The sequence below is a fragment of the Pseudomonas retamae genome (genome assembly GCF_043496865.1).
In the GTDB taxonomy this organism is placed as follows: Bacteria; Pseudomonadota; Gammaproteobacteria; order Pseudomonadales; family Pseudomonadaceae; genus Aquipseudomonas; species Aquipseudomonas retamae.
Window position 1 is genome coordinate 147,189 of the sequence record NZ_JBIEIL010000013.1, and the last position, 15,502, is coordinate 162,690.

The 15,502-nt window shown below is 59.9% G+C and carries 17 protein-coding genes; 8 read left to right on the plus strand and 9 right to left on the minus strand.

The window, feature by feature from the left end; all coding sequences use genetic code 11:
- Positions 1-20: 20 nt before the first annotated feature.
- Positions 21-461 carry a low molecular weight protein-tyrosine-phosphatase gene (locus tag ACGSLL_RS23315; RefSeq protein WP_208940419.1) on the minus strand — a complete coding sequence of 147 codons (441 nt, stop codon included), beginning with the start codon at positions 459-461 and terminating at the stop codon, positions 21-23.
- A 294-nt stretch (positions 462-755) separates the two neighbouring features.
- Between ACGSLL_RS23315 and ACGSLL_RS23320 the strand changes: the two genes are divergently transcribed.
- Both ACGSLL_RS23320 and tal read left to right on the plus strand, forming a co-directional pair.
- On the plus strand, positions 756-1,712 hold the full coding sequence (locus ACGSLL_RS23320) for a cellulase family glycosylhydrolase (protein ID WP_394508096.1): 957 nt from the start codon (positions 756-758) through the stop codon (positions 1,710-1,712).
- A 202-nt stretch (positions 1,713-1,914) separates the two neighbouring features.
- Positions 1,915-2,841, plus strand: a complete 927-nt coding sequence (gene tal / locus ACGSLL_RS23325) for a transaldolase (RefSeq protein ID WP_394508097.1) — start codon at positions 1,915-1,917, stop codon at positions 2,839-2,841.
- Between the two features lie 199 nt (positions 2,842-3,040).
- Here the strand turns inward: tal and rssC are convergent, their stop codons facing one another.
- From rssC to ACGSLL_RS23340, 3 genes are all read right to left on the minus strand, one after another.
- Complete coding sequence (gene rssC, locus ACGSLL_RS23330; RefSeq protein ID WP_003226553.1) at positions 3,041-3,523, minus strand: anti-sigma factor antagonist RssC; 483 nt, start codon at positions 3,521-3,523, stop codon at positions 3,041-3,043.
- Positions 3,523-4,704, minus strand: coding sequence for a two-component system response regulator RssB (gene rssB / locus ACGSLL_RS23335; RefSeq protein ID WP_394508132.1), 1,182 nt, complete (start codon positions 4,702-4,704; stop codon positions 3,523-3,525). The genes rssC and rssB overlap by 1 nt, the downstream gene beginning before the upstream one ends.
- Positions 4,705-5,048: 344 nt before the next feature.
- Positions 5,049-5,738 (minus strand): MlaA family lipoprotein, encoded by a 690-nt coding sequence (locus tag ACGSLL_RS23340; RefSeq protein WP_394508098.1) that lies wholly within the window; start codon positions 5,736-5,738, stop codon positions 5,049-5,051.
- A gap of 198 nt (positions 5,739-5,936) precedes the next feature.
- Between ACGSLL_RS23340 and ACGSLL_RS23345 the strand changes: the two genes are divergently transcribed.
- Positions 5,937-6,557: an HAD family phosphatase gene (locus tag ACGSLL_RS23345; RefSeq protein WP_394508099.1), complete on the plus strand. Its 621-nt coding sequence runs from the start codon at positions 5,937-5,939 to the stop codon at positions 6,555-6,557.
- Positions 6,558-6,665: 108 nt separating this feature from the next.
- The gene (locus ACGSLL_RS23350) at positions 6,666-6,929 is read left to right on the plus strand and encodes a DUF4404 family protein (protein WP_203418780.1); all 264 of its coding nucleotides are present in this window, start codon (positions 6,666-6,668) and stop codon (positions 6,927-6,929) included.
- A 189-nt stretch (positions 6,930-7,118) separates the two neighbouring features.
- Here the strand turns inward: ACGSLL_RS23350 and queF are convergent, their stop codons facing one another.
- Both queF and copI read right to left on the minus strand, forming a co-directional pair.
- Entirely contained in the window at positions 7,119-7,949 is an 831-nt protein-coding gene (queF, locus tag ACGSLL_RS23355; RefSeq protein ID WP_394508100.1) for an NADPH-dependent 7-cyano-7-deazaguanine reductase QueF, read from the minus strand.
- 61 nt (positions 7,950-8,010) lie between these two features.
- A complete protein-coding gene (gene copI, locus ACGSLL_RS23360; protein ID WP_394508101.1) occupies positions 8,011-8,544 on the minus strand; it encodes a copper-resistant cuproprotein CopI in 534 nt (177 codons plus the stop codon).
- 163 nt (positions 8,545-8,707) lie between these two features.
- Here copI and ACGSLL_RS23365 point away from each other — a divergent pair, with 163 nt between their 5' ends.
- Positions 8,708-9,388, plus strand: coding sequence for a heavy metal response regulator transcription factor (locus ACGSLL_RS23365; protein WP_394508102.1), 681 nt, complete (start codon positions 8,708-8,710; stop codon positions 9,386-9,388).
- On the plus strand, positions 9,388-10,734 hold the full coding sequence (locus tag ACGSLL_RS23370) for a heavy metal sensor histidine kinase (protein ID WP_394508103.1): 1,347 nt from the start codon (positions 9,388-9,390) through the stop codon (positions 10,732-10,734). The genes ACGSLL_RS23365 and ACGSLL_RS23370 overlap by 1 nt, the downstream gene beginning before the upstream one ends.
- 98 nt (positions 10,735-10,832) lie before the next feature.
- Here the strand turns inward: ACGSLL_RS23370 and ACGSLL_RS23375 are convergent, their stop codons facing one another.
- From ACGSLL_RS23375 to ACGSLL_RS23385, 3 genes are all read right to left on the minus strand, one after another.
- Positions 10,833-12,077: a lipoprotein-releasing ABC transporter permease subunit gene (locus ACGSLL_RS23375; protein ID WP_394508104.1), complete on the minus strand. Its 1,245-nt coding sequence runs from the start codon at positions 12,075-12,077 to the stop codon at positions 10,833-10,835.
- Positions 12,078-12,140: 63 nt separating this feature from the next.
- Positions 12,141-12,839: a lipoprotein-releasing ABC transporter ATP-binding protein LolD gene (gene lolD, locus ACGSLL_RS23380; RefSeq protein WP_093099885.1), complete on the minus strand. Its 699-nt coding sequence runs from the start codon at positions 12,837-12,839 to the stop codon at positions 12,141-12,143.
- Positions 12,832-14,082 (minus strand): lipoprotein-releasing ABC transporter permease subunit, encoded by a 1,251-nt coding sequence (locus tag ACGSLL_RS23385; RefSeq protein ID WP_394508105.1) that lies wholly within the window; start codon positions 14,080-14,082, stop codon positions 12,832-12,834. Before ACGSLL_RS23385 ends, lolD begins: the two co-directional genes overlap by 8 nt.
- Before the next feature lie 94 nt (positions 14,083-14,176).
- On the opposite strand from ACGSLL_RS23385, the gene ACGSLL_RS23390 reads away from it, so the two are divergent.
- Both ACGSLL_RS23390 and ACGSLL_RS23395 read left to right on the plus strand, forming a co-directional pair.
- Positions 14,177-14,758, plus strand: coding sequence for a PilZ domain-containing protein (locus ACGSLL_RS23390; protein WP_394508106.1), 582 nt, complete (start codon positions 14,177-14,179; stop codon positions 14,756-14,758).
- A gap of 14 nt (positions 14,759-14,772) precedes the next feature.
- Positions 14,773-15,495, plus strand: coding sequence for a glycerophosphodiester phosphodiesterase (locus ACGSLL_RS23395; RefSeq protein ID WP_090284724.1), 723 nt, complete (start codon positions 14,773-14,775; stop codon positions 15,493-15,495).
- The last annotated feature ends 7 nt before the right edge of the window (positions 15,496-15,502 follow it).

Genomic DNA, 15,502 nt, shown 5'->3' on the forward strand with positions numbered 1-15,502 from the left:
ACTGTTCTGAAGAATATGGGTCATTGCCCGAGGCGCTTTGCCCATGAACTAACTGCGTCTTCAATCAATGCGTGAGCATGAATAAAAGCGGCCTTGCCTTGACGATACGGATCCTGTATTTCGCGCTCGCTCTGCCACTTGCCGAGGAGAAACACTTTGCCTCGGGCATGCGAGGCAATCTTCAGTACTTGATTGACGTGTTGTTTTTCCATGACCAGGATCAGGTCCGAGTCATTGACGATATCTGCGGTGAGTTGCCGCGCCTTGAAACTCTCGGCACTGTGCCCGTGCTCTTCCAGAACCTGCCGCGCAGACGCCTCGACGCCTTCGCCAACCCGTGCCGAGAGGCCTGCGGAAGCCACGGAGATGGCCGAGGAACCCAGCGCATTGCGCAACAACAGTTCTGCCGTCGGACTACGGCAAATATTGCCCACGCAGACAACGAGGATCTTTTTGAACAAGGTTTTACTTTCCTGTGTAATGTCAAACGGCCAATATCCCGAGAGCATTCGATTGAACCCTCAAGATCTTTCTGCGCTCGGAAATAGATTCGCCCTGTTAGTCCCGAAGTATTAAGTACCACAGCGTTTAAAAGCGCCCCAACCACAATTAGCGGACTAAAAATAACTGTGATTTTCGAGCGTTTGTTTTCTGACAAAAAATAACATTCGTGCACTAAGTGCCAGCACTCCGTTCGAAAATCCAGTAATACGATGATCAATTCGCAGTTGTCATTTCTCTTCGGGAGAGCAGACATGAAACCGACCCATTTCCAACGCGCCGGCGCCTTGACCCTGATGCTGCTGGGCGCGACTACTCAGGCCCAGGCCAGCGAACTGTTTCCCAACCTGCCAACGAGGACCATTGGCGTTCAGGTGAAAATCCAGAGTTTCACCGCGGCAGACGCTGAGCAGATCAAAGCCGCCGGTTTCAGCTTCGTGCGCTTCGGTGTGTGGAGCGACAGCCTCAGCGCCAGGACTTATCAGCAACAGGTCAGCAACGCCTTCGCTGCGGCCAAGTCAGCCGGGCTGCCGGTGCTGCTGACCGTGCGCGCGATCAAGGCGCTGCCGGCCACCACGCCCGCCGAGCTGACAAGCGCCGGTGAGACCTTCGCCAAAGCCGTCAACGGCCTGCAGCAGTCGTACAGCAGCCAACTGGTGGCGATCGAGCTGTGGAATGAGCCGGACCTGGAAACCTATTGGCCGACGCGCAATTTCTCCACGACGTTTGTGCCGTTCATGAGCGGCGTGTGCAAAACCCTGCAGGCACAGCCACAACTGACCCCGGTGGTCGGGTTCGGCTTCGCCCGGCCGCCCAGCGCCGGTTCGGCATCAACCACGGCGTTGAGCCGCATCGTCAGTGACTACCCGCAGTGCCTCGACGCGGTGTCCTATCACCCTTACGGCATGACGGCGACGCAGATCAGCAATGCGCAGACGTTCATTCAACAGAATTTCAATCTGCCGGGCGTGATCAGTGAGTGGGGAGTGTCGGCGCTCGCCTCGAACGGGGGCGCGGAAGGCCAAGCGAGCAAGATCAGCGCGTTTATCACTGACGTGAAACGCCTCAATATTCCGCTGAGCTCCATTTATGAATGGCGAAACAGTGACACCGGCAGCAACGATCGCGAGAAGAACTTCGGTCTCCTGACATCGGACGGTCAGGCCAAACCGGCGCGGCTGTCGGTGGAAACTCAGCTCAACGCCGAGTAGACCATGGGCGACCGATCTGTTCGCAGGTCGGTTGCTTTGAACCTGTGCGCGGTTTTGGCATCGTATTCATCGGTACCACGCCCCGCCATTCAAACAATCGTTTTCAGGTTGTTGCCGCAGGGGCCATCGAGACACGCAACCGCCCTTGAGTGGCTGTCAGCGCTCGGGTAATGTCACCAGACCCACAGGACAGAGCACGCCCATGACTTCCAAGCTGGAACAACTCAAACAATTCACCACCGTGGTTGCCGACACCGGCGACTTCGAAGCGATCGCCCGGGTCAAACCGGTCGACGCCACCACCAACCCTTCCCTGCTGCTCAAGGCGGCGGCCATCCCGGCCTACGCCGAGCTGCTCAATGCCTGCGTCGGCGACTGCAAGGGCGATGTCGGCCTGGCCAGCGACCGCTTCGGCGTTGCGGTCGGCCAGGAAATCCTCAAGGTTATTCCGGGCCGTATCTCCACCGAAGTGGATGCACGCCTGTCGTTCGACAAGGACGCCGTGCTCAAACGCGCCCATCGCCTGATCGAGCTGTACGACAAGGCCGGCATCGGCCGCGACCGCGTGCTGATCAAGATCGCCTCGACCTGGGAAGGCATCCGCGCCGCTGAAGTGCTGGAAAAAGAAGGCATCCAGACCAACCTGACCCTGCTGTTCTCCTTCGCCCAGGCCGCCGCTTGCGCTGACGCCGGCGTGTTCCTGATTTCGCCGTTCGTGGGCCGTATCTACGACTGGTACAAGAAAGCCAACGGCAACGACTACACCGGCGCCGATGATCCGGGCGTGCAGTCGGTCACCCGCATTTACAACTACTACAAGGCCAATGACTACAAGACCGTGGTCATGGGCGCGAGCTTCCGCAACCTCAGCCAGATTGAACAACTGGCTGGTTGCGACCGCCTGACCATCAGCCCGGACCTGATCGACAAGCTGGCCGCCGACACCGGCAAGCTGGAGCGCAAACTGGCCCCAGGCAATGCCGGCGAAGCGCGTCTGAGCCTCAACGAAGCGCAGTTCCGCTGGTTGTCCAACGAAGACGCGATGGCTACCGAGAAACTGGCTGAGGGCATTCGTCAGTTTGCCCGCGACCAGGAAAAGCTCGAGGCGCTGTTGCAGGCCAAGCTGTGATCTGAGTTGGTGTAATGCAAAAAGGGCGAACCCTCACGGGTTCGCCCTTTTTTGTGTCTGTCGGAAAATTTTCGTTGCTCTTGCGACCGCTTTCGCGAGCAGGCTCGCTCCCACATGGAGATTTGTGGTCGACGCTGATCCAGTGTGGGAGCGAGCCTGCTCGCGAAGAGGCCAGCCCAGACACCATCACTTCATCAGATCAATGTCTTTCCAGAGCATTCACCAGGTCATGAAACGCTTCGCGATTGGAATCGTTCAGGCCCATGAGGATCTTGTGCGCTTCGAGCACCTTGATCCGCACCACTTCTTCGGACTGATCCTGATCCGGCAGATCGTCCAGGCACTCCGGGCATGGCACCGGGTGATTGACGATATTGAACACCTGCTCGAAACCCATCGACTGCAGCAGCCGGGTGATGTCTTCGTGGGTGGTGACGACGGTCGGCAACAGGCCGACCTTTTGCCGCGACAGGATCGACAGTTTGGCCAGCAAGCCAAGGGTCGTGCTGTCGATGCTGCGGGTTTCGGTCAAATCGATCACGATCGCGTTGAAATTCAGCGCGGTGAAGATTTTCTCAATAGTCGCATCCAACGCCGAACACAGGGTCAGGCGAACTTCACCGACGAACTTCAGGACGAAGGTGCCGTCCTGCTCGGCGAACTGGATTCTACCGGTACTCATTAAAGATTCCTGCTCAACACCAACAGGGCGATATCATCCGGCATCTCCCCTAGCGTGGCCAATCCAAACACTTGCCGCAGACCATCCAGGCTGCCGCCCGCCGACTTCACCCGTTGAGGCAAAGCGGCTTCTTTTTCTTTGAGCGTCGGTTCTGGCAAAAGGTCCAGAATGCCATCCGACATCAGCGTCAGGCTGAACGTTGGCGGCAGCTCAAGCACGTGGTCTTCGTAGGTGGCTTCATTGAACAGCCCCACCGGTAGGCCACGGCCTTCGAGATAACGAACACTGTCAGGCGTGTACAACACAGGCAACGGCAGATGGCCGCCGATGCTATAGGTCAACAAACCGGTCTCCTCGTCGATGACTCCACCGACCATTGTGACGTGTTTACCCAGCTTACAACTGATCAGCCCCCGGTTGATATGACCGAGCACTTCCGAAGGCTTGAATTCCGGCAAAGTGCCGTTGCGCTTGGATTCGAACAGCAAACGCGTGGTCATGAACTTCAACAGCACAGTGACGAACGCTGAAGACGCGCCATGCCCGGACACGTCCGCCAGATAAAACGCCACGCGGCGCTCGTCGACACGGAAATAATCGACAAAATCACCCGACAGGTACAACGACGGAATGATCTGGTGGGCAAACTGAAACTCGTCAATGCTCCACGGGCTTTCCGGCAGCATGTTCATCTGCACCTGGCGACCGGCGTTCTGGTCTTCCTGAAGCAGATTGAGGCTGGCCTCAAGTTCGCGGTTAGCCTTTTCCAGCTTCTCGCGGTAACGCTGGTTTTCCTGCAGCAGACGCGCGCGATCCAGGGCTCGACGCACGGAATGCTCGAGCACCGCCAGATCTTCGAGAGGCTTGATCAGGTAATCCGCCGCGCCCAGGCGCAGGGCTTCGACCGCGTCGTTCATCACGCCGGCACCCGAGACGACAATCACCGGCGTCTGCGGTGAGCGCTCGGTAACCTGACGAATCAGTTCGAGACCGCCCATCTGCGGCATGCGCAGATCGCAGATGACCAGGTCGGGCGTTTCTTGCTCGAATACCTGAAGACCCTGTTGACCGTTGCCGGCCTGCAGGACGCTGAAACCACTGTCTTCCAGATAGGCCGCGAGACTCGCGCGCACTACCTCGTCATCATCGATTATCAGCAGCGTGGCACTGGTTTTTGGCATGTGGGCAAACGGCGCCAGAATTAGGTTGGCGTAGGTGGCGAGGCCTCGGGCCTTGCGCAGACTACTGGATTCGCTTTCTAGCCTCTCTGCTGCAGCGCTTTCAAGCATTCGCTTTGCACGCGGTTTTAAACAGAGGTGCCCTTCTAAGGCGCAGACGGTACTCCCATCCGCAGAGCGTTTCAAGCGTGCGCCGATGGTCGCTTGACGACTTTGTTTGTCAAAGCACCGAGAGTTATAAGAATGGCCGGAAGCGTAACCGGATGGAAGGTCGCCCTGCCGGGCCGAGCCTCCGTCACAGACAAAAAAGGCGACCCTGAGGTCGCCTTCCTGTTTAGCGGTCGAAATCAGAAATCGTCTTCGACCTGACCATCCTTGACCTTGAACTCGCGGTTCTGCAGGTAGGCATTGCGGATGAACGTGTACTTGTCGCCGCTGATCAGCTTCTCGCTCGACAGCAAGCTGGCGCGGGTGTCGACGATGTTCAGGCCGAAGATCGAGTTACGCGTCGGCACGTGGTCGATGTAACGGTACATGCCAGTGTAGCTGTCGACGTACTTGGAAGGCGCATCACGCAGAGTGCTCGGGCCCATCAGCGGCAGCATCACGTACGGACCGCTGCCCACGCCCCAGTAGCCGAGAGTCTGGCCGAAGTCCTCGTCGCTGCGGTTCAGGCCCATCTTGGTGCCGACGTCGAAAAAGCCGAGCAGACCGAACGTGGTGTTGAAGATCAGACGTGCCGTATCGACGCCAGCGGCCGCCGGTTTCGCCTGCAGAATGTTGTTGGCCAGGTTGGTGACGTCGCCGACGTTGCGGAACATGTTGTGAATACCGTCTTCAACGAACTGCGGCGTAACGAATTCATAACCCTGCGCCAATGGCTTGAGCGCGTAGGTATCAACGAAATCGTTGAACTGGAAGATCGGACGGTTGACGCTTTCCCAAGGATCCTCTTCCGTGGCCGCCTGGCTGGCCAATGGCGTCAGCAACAGGCCGGCATAGACACAAAGCTGAGTGAGCGGGTGGCTCAAGCGCATAGAAAAACTCCTTGGATTTGTACCGTCGCGGACGTCGGGGTCCGGGCATTAAGGCCGCTAGTATAAGCGTAAACGCCGGTTTGGACAGTCTGGCCGATGCAACGGCCTGTAGGATTTTTCCGCGCGAGTCCTTCACCTCATTGTCATCCAACTGTCACCGACACCCCCTAGCCTGAGCGTTATTTCAGGGACGTTGCCATGACTCACGCCGAAACCTTGCCCCTCGCCGCCTCGAGCCTGACTGCCGTGCTGTTTGGCCTGAGCGGTTGCCTGGTGGATTTTGGCGCTCGCGCACGGCAACAGGCCAGCGCCCTGCCCGAGCATGCCGAGACCACGCCGGGTGCGCTCGACAGCTTGCGCAGCTTGCAGCGCCAGCAGATTCCCTGTGCCTGGCTGGATGAGCTGCCAGCCGCTGTAACGCAGTCGTTGTCAGCCATGCTGCCGTCCTGGATCAAACCGGCGCAATATTCGGCAACAACAATTCCATGGCCGGCGCCCAATGCTTGCTGGCAAACGCTGATGGCGTTGAACGTCGGCAGCCTTGATGGATGCGTACTGGTCAGCGGCGAACCGCGATTGCTGCAATCTGGCCTCAACGCCGGACTGTGGACCATCGGCCTCGCCTCCTGTGGCTCGCTCTGCGGGCTGACGCCCACGGAATGGCAGGCACTGGGCCAGAAGGAGCGCGAGTTGTTGCGTGGCAAGGCGACAATGCAACTGTTCGCCCTCGGTGTGCACTCGGTGATCGATCATCTGGGCGAGCTCGACACCTGCCTGGCGGACATCAACCTGCGCCGCCTCAAAGGCGAAAAGCCCTGATCCGGATCATGCAGGTTTGGCGTGAGTGGATTAATCTAAAGGTCAGCCACCGACCTTTGGCGCGCGGCTGCGGTCAATGCCAGTGCCTATTGATAAAAGGAAACCACCATGCCCGCCCAAGAACTGCAAAAACAGCTCGATACCCTGCGCGAGCAGCTGGAACAGAATCCACCGCTGTCGGAAGCCGAGCGTGAAGATCTGCATGCGCTGATGGCGCAGATTGAATCGGAAATCCAGCTGGAAACTGCCACACAGGACGCAAGCATCGCCGATGGCGTGAATCTGGCGGTCGAGCGCTTCGAAGTCGAGCACCCGGCCATCGCCGGCACCCTGCGCAACATCATGAACACCCTGGGCAGCATGGGCATCTGAATGCCCCGCCGCACAAAAAAGCCCTGCCAGCGATGGCAGGGCTTTTTCATGTCTACGATTTGCAACGCAGTCCCTTGTGGGAGCGAGCCTGCTCGCGAATGCGTCGTGTCAGTCGACATCATCGTTAAATGACACAGCGCATTCGCGAGCAGGCTCGCTCCCACATTGGATATCGCACATTCCGGATCTTTATTGCCGCACGAGGCGATGGTTCGGCAGCTGTACGCTTTCAGTGCTGCGATACGGGTTGATATCCAGCCCGCCACGACGCACGTAACGTGCAAACACCGTCAGCTTTTCTGGTTTCAGAAGACGCTGCAGGTCGAGGAAAATCCGCTCGACACACTGCTCATGAAAATCCGAATGCTGGCGAAAGCTGACGATGTACTCAAGCAGGCTGGCGTGATCCAGCGCCGAGCCGCGATATTCCACCACCACCGTGCCCCAGTCTGGCTGGCTGGTCACCGGGCAATTGGATTTGAGCAGGTGGCTATAGACCGTCTCTTCGACAACCCGCGATTCATCGCAACGCAGCAGTTCCGGGCGCGGGTGTTCGTAGTTGCTGACGCTGATATCCAGATCGTCGATGCACACGCCCGGCAACGCCACGACGCCTTCCGCTTCAACCTCTTTGAGGCTGCGCACGCGCACGCCTACGGGTTTACCGGCCGCTGCGGACAAGTCCTTGACCAGGGTTGCCTCCAGCGAAGCGATGTCAGCGAACGGCGTCTGGTTCAGCGAATTCAAGTACAGCTTGAACGACTTCGATTCGATGATGTTCGGCGAATCGGCCGGGATGCTGAATTCGCCAATCGCTACCACCGGTTTGCCCGAGGGCAACAGCCACGACAGTTCAAAGCAGTTCCAGAAATCCACGCCTTTGTACGGCAGGGTTTCGGCGGTCACACCCAGCTCGGCCCATTTCGCGGTGCGCGGGATCGGGAACAGCAGGGACGGCGTGTACGTGGCGATGTATTCGCTGGATTTGCCCAGCGGCGAATGTTCGGCTGCGGGATGCATGGCGGAAACCTGACTGAAGAATCAGCGGATTCTACCAGCCTTTGCCCGCGCCTTTGAGTGCTTACTGACTGACAGTCAATTTGCCAACCATGCCGGCCTGATAATGCCCGGGAATGTTGCAGGCAAATTCCAGACTCGTCGCTTTGTTGAAGGTCCAGGTCAATTCAGCGGTCTTGCCCGGCTCGACCAGCACACTGTTGGGATCGTCGTGCTTCATGCCGTGGCCCATCGCGGCGTGGTCCATGCCCGCCATGACGTGGGACATTTCCTTCACGCTGGTAGGCGTGAGCATGCCGCTTTGCTGCATCTGCAACATTTCCTGCTGGTGTCTGGCATGCATCGCGGCGTCCCCGAGGTTGAATTCATGCAGCAACTGGCCCTTGTTCACCAGCACAAAACGAACCGTCTCACCGGCCTTGATCTGAATGGCTTTCGGATCGAACGACATATCACCCATGACCACCTCAACGCTGCGAGAAGCCTGGGCGGCGGACGCGGGTTGACCGAAATCGTAGGTGTGCGCCGGCGCCGCCCACACCGGTGCGCTCAGCGCCAGCAGAGCGGCGGCCAACATCAGGGATTTACGCAAAAACATGCTCACGCTCCAACAAGATAAGGTTCAGCCTGTGGGACACTCTAGCCGCCGTGCGCTGGCACTCACCTGACAGGCAGATTACAACTTTGTCAGGTTGGCGCCTGGCGCGAGCGCCCAAGGTATAACGCAATCGTTCGAACACCGGAAAACACCCGAGCCGCCCATGAAACTGTTGATTGTCGAAGACCAAGCGAAAACCGGCCAATACCTGCGCCAGGGCCTGACCGAGGCCGGGTTCAACACGGAGCTGGTGGCTGACGGCAACAGCGGCCAACAATTGGCGCTGAGCGGTGATTACGCCTTGCTGATACTCGACGTGATGCTGCCGGGGCGCAGTGGCTGGCAGATTGTCCAGGCGGTGCGCAGTGCCGGGCTGGACACACCGGTACTTTTTCTCACCGCCAAAGACGCGGTGGAGGACCGGGTTCGCGGCCTTGAGCTCGGCGCCGATGATTATCTGGTCAAGCCCTTCGCCTTTTCCGAACTGCTCGCGCGGGTGCGAAGCCTGTTGCGCCGCGGCAGCGCTGCACCACAGGAAACCAGCCTGCAACTGGCCGATCTGCGCCTGGACCTGATCCGCCGCCGTGTCGAGCGCGGCGGCCAGCGCATCGACCTGACTGCCAAGGAATTCGCCCTGCTGGAAATGCTCCTGCGCCGCCAGGGCGAGGTGTTGCCGAAGTCGCTGATCGCTTCGCAGGTCTGGGACATGAATTTCGACAGCGACACCAATGTCATCGAAGTGGCGATCCGCCGTTTGCGCCTGAAGGTCGATGACGACTTCCCCGACAAGCTGATCCACACCGTGCGCGGCATGGGCTATGTGCTCGAAGAGCGTGGCGCCTGATGCACAGGCTGTCGTTGAGTTCGCGTCTGGCCCTGCTGTTCGCCGCCTGCACTGCCGTGGTATCGCTGTTCGCCGGCGTGCTGTTCGATCGCGCCAGCGAGGCGCACTTTATCGAACTCGACCAGCAGCAACTGGAGACCAGACTCATCGGCCTGCGCCGCGCCTTGCAGGACATTCAGCCCGCTCAACGTGATGCGCGCCTTGCGGATGAACTGAGCCGCCAGGCCGATCTTTCGCTGCGTATCACCAGCGGCGACGGTCAGCATTGGTACGACAGCTCGGCAAAAATCCCGAAAAACCTGCCGTTGCAACCGGGCGTGTCGACGATCAGCACTGACGGTACCGATTACCGCGTCCTGCGCGCCTCGCTTTACCCGGACACAGCGGATTCACCGCAGCTAACGCTGCTGCTGGATATCACCCACCACCAGCATTTTCTGCAACGCATGCAGCGCCTGATCTGGCTGACCATGGGTTTATCCGCGCTGGCCACTGCGCTGCTCGGCGCTTGGGCGGCACGCAGTGGCTTGAGGCCGTTACGGCGCATGAGCGCGGTGGCTCGGGGGATTTCCGCACAGTCGCTCAATGCCCGCCTACCAGAGACGCAAATGCCGCCCGAGCTTGCCGAATTGGCCCACAGCTTCAACGCCATGCTCGTACGCCTCGATGACTCGTTTCAGCGGCTCTCGGCATTCTCGGCCGACATCGCCCATGAGCTGCGCACGCCGCTGTCGAACCTGCTGACCCACACCCAGGTGACCCTCACCCGCCCTCGCCCGCTTGAAGACTATCGCGAAGCGCTGCACAGCAACCTCGAAGAACTGCAATGGATGGCGCAACTGGTCAACGACATGTTGTACCTGGCCAAGGCCGATCACGGCTTGCTGGTGCCCAAGCGCGAAGCGCTGGAACTGGCGGATGAAAGCGATGCGCTGCTGGAGTTTTTTGCGCCGTTGGCGGAGGACGCGGGGATTGAATTGAGTCGAGACGGCCAAGCGCGAATCGACGGTGATCGCGGCATGTTGCGCCGCGCCTTGTCGAATCTGCTGGATAACGCGCTGCGGTTTACCCCGGCGGAAGGGTACGTGCGGCTGAGCATTGCCGATCAGGCGAGCGTTGTTCGCGTCTGCGTCGAGAACAGTGGCGAGGGAATTTCAGCGCAGTGGCTGCCACGTTTGTTTGACCGTTTCTATCGGGCCGATCCGGCACGGCAAGAAGGCAGCAGTGAACATGCGGGGTTGGGATTAGCGATTACGCAATCGATCGTGCGTGCCCATGGCGGGCAGATCCATTGCGAATCGGAAGCCGGGGTGACACGGTTCGTGATTGAGTTGCCCCGAACCTGAGGCCAGCAAGTCAGGCCCCTTCGCGAGCAGGCTCGCTCCCACAGTTGGAATGCGTTTTCCTGTGGGAGCGAGCCTGCTCGCGAAAGCGGTCTAAAAGGTTACGAATATCTCAGGGCGTGAGCCGGCTCGATCTTCGCCGCCCGCCACGCCGGGTATACCGTTGCCAGGAAGCTCAGGATAAAACCCGCCGAGCAGATCAACAGCACATCACCGCCCTGCAACTCTGAAGGCAGGTTGCTGACGAAATACACGTCAGAACTGAAGATGTGCTGCCCGCTGACGCGCTCGACCCAGCCGACCATTTCGCTGACGTTCAGCGCGGCGATCACGCCCAGCACGCCGCCGATGATGGTGCCGACGATACCGATCACCGTGCCCTGGACCATGAAGATCGCCATGATCTGCCGTGGCGTGGCGCCAATGGTGCGCAGGATGGCGATGTCCGCGCCCTTGTCGTTCACCACCATGATCAGCGTGGCGATGATGTTGAATGCCGCTACCGCGACGATCATCAGCAACAGCAGGCCGATCATGGTTTTTTCCATCTTCATCGCGCTGAACAGACTGCCCTGAGTGTGGGTCCAGTCGTCAGCCTTGAATTCGGCGCCCAGGCCCGCGGCGATGTCCGAGGAGACCTTCGGCGCGGCGTAGAGATCCTTGACCGCCAGGCGCACGCTTTGCACCTGATTCGGCTGCCAATGCTGCATGGTCGCGGCATCGGCGACGTGAATCAGGCCCATCGAGCCATCCAGCTCGGCGCCGACCTTGAACACGCCGACCACGTTCAAGCGCTGCATGCGCGGGGTGATGCCGCCCGGTGCGGTGCTGACTTCCGGGACGATCAGGGTGATTTTATCGCCGACATTCAAACGGAAACGCCGCGCCGTGATCTCACCGATCACCACACCGAACTCGCCCGGTTTCAACGCATCGAGACGGCCCTGCACGATGTGCTGGGCGACGATCGAGACCTTGCCTTCCTGCGCCGGATCGACGCCGCTGATCTGGATCGGCTGCATCGAGCCCTTGTAGGACAGCATGCCTTCCATTTCAGTGAACGGCACGGCGGCGGTCACTTCGGGGTTTTTCATTGCAGCAGCGGCCACCGGCTGCCAAGCGTCGATCGGCTTGACGCCGACGATGGTCGCGTGCGGCACCATGCCGAGGATGCGCGAACTCATTTCGCGCTGGAAGCCGTTCATTACCGACAACACCACGATCATCGCCAGCACGCCGAGGGCGAGGCCGATCATCGAGGTCATCGAGATGAACGAAACAAAGCGATTGCGGCGCTTGGCGCGGGTATAGCGCGTGCCGATAAAGATCGATAACGGTCTGAACATTCGCTGGGGCACCGTAAATAAATAAAAGACCCGGCGCCGTTACGGGCGCCGGGTTTCAGCCAGTCAGATGGGGGTCAGGCAGCCTTCCTGCAATTGCAGGACGCGGTCCATCTGGCGGGCCAGATTCATGTCGTGAGTCACCACCAGAAACGCCGTGCGCATCGAAGTGCTCAACTCCAGCATCAAATCCTGGATGCCTTCGGCGGTATGCAAATCGAGGTTGCCGGTGGGCTCGTCGAGCATCACCAGGCCAGGATTGTTCACCAGCGCCCGGGCGATGGCCACACGCTGGCGCTCGCCGCCGGACAGCTCCGAAGGCTTGTGTTCGAGGCGATGGCCGAGGCCGACCCGTTCCAGCAAGGCCGTGGCACGCTGACGCGCTTCGGGGATCGCCGTCTTGCCGATCAACAGCGGCATGCAGACGTTTTCCAGCGCGGTGAATTCCGGCAGCAAATGGTGGAACTGGTAAACGAAACCGAGGGCGCGGTTACGCAGCAGGCCACGCTTCTTCTCGCTCAGCGCCGAGAGTTCTTCGCCGTCGAGCCAGACGCTGCCCTGGGTCGGTGTATCGAGGCCGCCAAGCAGGTTGAGCAAGGTACTTTTGCCCGAACCCGACTTGCCGACGATCGCCACCCGCTCGCCCGGATGCAACTCCAGTTGCAGGCCGGCCAGCACTTGTACCGACTCCGGGCCTTCTTCATAGGATTTGCCCAGGTTGCGGCAGCTCAGGATTGCTTGTTCACTCATGCCCGACTCACTCATAACGTAACGCCTCCGCCGGCTGGGTGCGCGCGGCACGCCAGGCGGGATACAGGGTGGCGAGGAAACTCAGGACCAACGCAGCAGCGCAGACCATGACCACGTCCTGGCTCTGTACCTGCGAAGGAAGATAATCGATGAAATACACGTCAGCATTAAGGAATTTGTGGCCGATCAGGCCTTCCAGTGCGGCGATGGCTGCGCTGACGTTCAGTGCGGCGAAAATCCCGACCACCGCGCCGATTGCGGTGCCGACCACGCCGATCACCGTGCCTTGCACCATGAACGTGCGCATGATCGTGCCCGGCGTCGCACCCAAGGTGCGCAGGATGGCGATGTCGCCCTTCTTGTCGTTGACCACCATCACCAGCGTGGAAATGATGTTGAACGCGGCGACGGCAACGATCAGCAGCAACAGCAGGCCGATCATGGCTTTTTCCATGCGGATCGCCTGGTACAGATTGCCGTGGGTGCGGGTCCAGTCGCGGGCGTAGAAACGGTCTTCGCCGAGCTGCTGGGCAATATTCCACGCCTCACGCGGCGCCTGGAACAGGTCGTCGAACTTCAGGCGCAGGCCCTGTACCTGATCGGCTTTCCAGCGATGCATCTTCGCCAGATCCTGCAGGTTGGTCACACCCAGATAGCCGTCGAGTTCACCGGCGCCGACGTGGAAAATGCCGACGACGGTGAAGCGCTTCATGCGCGGGAACATCCCGGCCGGGGTCACGCTGACTTCCGGCGCGACGAAGGTGACCTTGTCACCGATGCCCACCCCCAGCTTGGTCGCGGCCTTGTCGCCGATGACGATGCCGAAGCTGCCGGGCGTCAGGTCGTCGAGTTTGCCCTGCTTCATGAAGTTGTCGATGATCGACACATTGCGCTCGAGCGCAGGATCAATGGCATTGAGCAGCACCTTGGAGACCTGACCGTTATTGGTCAGCAAGCCCTGCATCTGGGTGAACGGCGCTACTGCCGCCACCTGCCGATTCTGTTTCACCTTGGCGGCGAGGCTCTGCCAATCATTGATCGGCTCGCCGGTTTCCAGGGTGGCGTGGGGCACCATGCCCAGCACGCGGGTGCGCATCTCATGATCGAAGCCGTTCATCACCGACAGCACGACAATCATCACGACCACGCCAAGGGCGAGTCCGATCATTGAAGTCAGGGAAATAAAGGACACAAAATGATTGCGACGCTTTGCACGGGTATAACGCGTGCCGATAAATACGAAGAGAGGTCTGAACATGTCGGGGCTTGTTCGGAGGGAAAAGGAACGTCCTTGTGGCGGGGGTCGATAACCAGCTTTACACTCAGACCACCGCCGCTACCATGGGTTCGCCATGTCGACATTAGATGAAGAAGATCGCCGCGAATACTACCGTATCGAGGACATGATCGCACTGGAAATTCGGCCCCTGTCCGCTCCCGAAGCGGCAGGCGAGGAAGTGTTGCAGGATGCTTCCCCACTCTTCAACCTGCTCAGCGAACTGCACCTGAGCGAATTCGAGTCGCAGCACCTGTTGCGCCAGATCAGCGAGCGCGACCGCGCCATCGCTGCGTTCCTCAAATCACAGAACAAACGCATCGACCTGCTCAGCCAGGTGGTCGCCCTGACCGTGCTCGGCCACATCGGCGAGCCGCAACCGGTGATCATTTCCGAAGGCGGGATCGACTTTCAATACCCCACGCCGATCGCCACCGGCGCGCACCTGTCGGTGAAACTGGTGCTGATGCCACAGGCCCTGGGCCTGCTGCTGCGCGCCCGGGTCACGCATTGCGATCCCAAGGGCAATGGCTACGACGTCGGCACCGAGTTCGAACACTTGACCGACGCCCAGCGCCAATTGCTCGCCCGCTATATCTTGCAAAAGCAGGCCCAGGAACGACGCCTGGCCCGCGAACAGAACGAATCAGGCATTTAACTTAAGGAAGAACCGTGACCCTTATCTACGGCCACCGCGGCGCCAAGGGCGAAGCACCGGAAAACACCCTGAGCAGTTTTCAGGCCTGCCTTGCGCATGGCGTGCGCCGCTGCGAACTGGACCTGCACCTGTCCAAGGACGGCGAGCTGATGGTCATCCATGACCCGACACTCAAGCGCACCACTGACCGGCGCGGCAAGGTGGTCGAGCACACCGCTGCCGAGCTGGTCACCTATGACGCGCGCAAGGGCGGGCCGGGCTGGGTCAAACCGTGTCCGATTCCGACGCTGGAAGAGCTGTTCGAGAAGTGTGATTTCGAGCATTGGCAGCTGGAAGTCAAAAGCGCTTCGCGCACCCGCGCAGCAACCACCGTGCTGGCGATTCGCGAAATGGCTCAGCGCCACGGCCTGCTGGACAAGGTGACGATCACCTCGAGTTCGCGGGAAGTGCTGAAAGCGGCACTGGATCTGGTGCCGGATGTGTCGCGTGGACTGGTCGCCGAATACGCCTGGCTCGACCCGTTGAAGGTCGCGGCAAGCTATGGCTGCGAAATTCTCGCGTTGAACTGGACGCTGTGTACGCCGGAACGCCTGCAGAAGGCGCAGCGTCAGGGCCTGCATGTGTCGGTGTGGACCGTCAACGAGCCTGCGCTGATGCGCAGACTCGCCGACTTCGGCGTTGACAGCCTGATTACAGACTTTCCCGGTTTGGCCACTGCCACCCTTGAGAATTGCTGAAATCGGT